At 75.8% G+C, this 2,343-nt stretch carries 2 protein-coding genes; both read right to left on the bottom strand.

From position 1 onward, the window contains the following. Positions 1–24 precede the first annotated feature (24 nt). Complete coding sequence (locus E1193_RS31155) at positions 25–693, bottom strand: hypothetical protein (RefSeq protein ID WP_132186700.1); 669 nt, start codon at positions 691–693, stop codon at positions 25–27. Further along, positions 690–2,343, bottom strand: a 1,654-nt coding sequence (locus E1193_RS31160; RefSeq protein WP_132186701.1) for an FtsK/SpoIIIE domain-containing protein, incomplete at its 5' end; no start/stop codon positions are given. The genes E1193_RS31160 and E1193_RS31155, both read right to left, overlap by 4 nt.

Here is a 2,343-nt window from a genome sequence, read left to right on the forward strand (position 1 = left end):
GCCCCGGTCGGCGGCGCGTCGCGGTCAGCGGGCCGCCGCCACCAGCAGCGCCACCGTGGTCGCCAGGCCGGCGACCAGCACGATCCCGGCCGGTCGGGGGCCGAGCAGCGCGTGCCGCCGGTCGGCCAGCCGCTTCGCCGGGGCCAGCCCGGCCAGCGGGCCGAGCAGGGTCACCACCAGTGCCAGCACCGGCATTCCCGCCGCCAGGTCGCCGCCGTACCGCTCGCCGACCGCCCGGGCCCCGGCGCCCAGCGCGTACGTCAGAAGCGCGCCCGCCACCCCACAGAGCGCCAGCAGCGGGTTCGCCGATCCCGGCAGCTCCCCGGGCTGCCCGGCCCGCTCCAGCAGGTCCCGTGCGGCGCGCAACGCGTCGACCGGGTCGCCGGTGGCATCGCGGGCCGGCCCCGGCGGCGGACCGAGCCGGCGCGCCCCCAGCCTCAGCCGGCCACGCAGTTCCGCCCACAGGTGCGCCACCTCAGCCTCCACCCGGTCCACCATGGACCGGGCCTCGGTCAGCTCCGCCTCGGCGCGGCGCAGCCGCTCGACCGCCTCGGCGACGGCCCGCTCGGCGGCGGCGCACTGCTGGTCGTGCCAGGCCTGCGCCTCGGCGCGCTGGGTCCGTACCCGGCCGGCCAACTCGGCGAGGCGGCGGACGTGGGCGGCGTACGTGTCGCTGGCGACCGGTTCGTTCATCGAAACGGACCATAAGGGATGATCACCTGTCCGGTGCGGTGCACCGCCCGGTCGAAGAACAGTCCCCGCCACGGGCGCGGGTACCAGTCCGGCCCACCGGTGCCCGGGTACAGCGACGAGCCCAACTCGCCGCCCTGCACGTCGAGCGCCACCCACGCCCCGATCTGGTCGGTGCGGGCGGCCGGCCCGCCCAGGTCGGCGCGCATCCGTGCCACCCCCCGCCACCAGGCCAGCACGTGGATACGCCGTTCCGGCCCGTCGTGCAGGATCCGGCGCAGCCGGTCCAGGCCGCTGCGCCCGCCGGTGCTCGCCGACAGCGCGCCGGCCGCCGCGTCGACGGCGAACAGGAACAGGTAGTGCGGGATTGTCGGGGTGCCGGGCCGGCCCAGCGTTTCGGCCGTCTCGGCCATCAGCTCCGGCACCGTCTCCTCGTCGTACCAGGCGGCGTCGTCGGCCAGGTCCTCGTAGAGGGCACGCGCCACCGGGTCGGCGTCCGGGTCGAGGCAGGCGATGGAGTAGCGGGCGGTGCCGGGCCGGTGCTGGCGCGCCAGCGAGCGGGCGGCGGAGTCGAGGACCGCGCACGCCTCGTCGACGCGGGTGCCGATCACGGCCAGGTTGCGTCCGGGCGCCCGGGGCAGGCGCAGCGCCGCCGAACGGGCCTGCACGTCGATGATCTCCCCGAGCAGCGCCACCGGCCCCCGGTGCGGTGCGTCGCCGGCCGGCGGGGTGAGTGCGCGAAAGTCGGGCGCGGCGGTCAGCCGGGGCACCGCGTCGCCGTCGAAGAGTCGGGCCGGGGCGGCGTCCGCCGGGCGCATCCGCCACAGTCGATGCTGTAGTTCGCTCCAGGTCTCCCAGTCGCTGGCCGACGGGATCCGGGCGACCTGATTGCCCTCGGTCATCCCGGACTCGGCGTTGACCACCGCGTGGTACTTCGGCAACGCCTGCGCGGCGTCGTTGCGCTCGGCCAGGATCCGCAGCGCCTTGGGCAGCGCGATCCGCAGGGTGAACTGGGCGACCAGCGCCGGTCGCCCCCACAACGCCTCGATGCCGCGAACGTCCTGCGAGGCGAGCACCAGGTGGATGCCCTGCGAACGGCCCCGCCGCGCCAGGTCCTCCAGCAGGTCGGCGGCCTCCCGGGCGACCACGTCCCGGCCGGCCAGCAGCGCCTGGAACTCGTCGACCACCGCCACGATTCGCGGCCAGTGCCCGGCCGGGTCCACCGCCCGCAACTCGGCGAGCTTGGTGACCTCGTGCTTCTTCGCCGCGTCGGCGCGGCGGCGCAGCTCCTCGGCGAGGAACCGCAGCAACGCCAGCCCGAACTCCCGGTCGGTGTTGACGTTGATGCCGACCAGCCGCATGTGCGGCAGCCAGCTCGGGTCGCGCCGGCCCTGCGCGAACCGGGCGAAGGATACCCCCTCCTTGAAGTCGAGCAGGTAGAACTCCAGCTCGGCCGGGGAGTAGCGGGCGGCCAGCGCGCCGATCCAGGCGAAGATCAGGTTGGTCTTGCCAGTGCCGGATGGGCCGCCGATCAGCGCGTGCGGCGGGTAGTCGCCGAGGTTCAGCAGCACGGGGCGGCCGTGCGGACCCTCGCCGATGGGGGCGGTGAGCCCGTGCGCCGAATCCTCCTTCCACATCTGCTCGGGTGGGGGG

The sequence above is a fragment of the Micromonospora sp. KC606 genome (assembly GCF_004348675.1).
Classification (GTDB): domain Bacteria; phylum Actinomycetota; class Actinomycetes; order Mycobacteriales; family Micromonosporaceae; genus Micromonospora.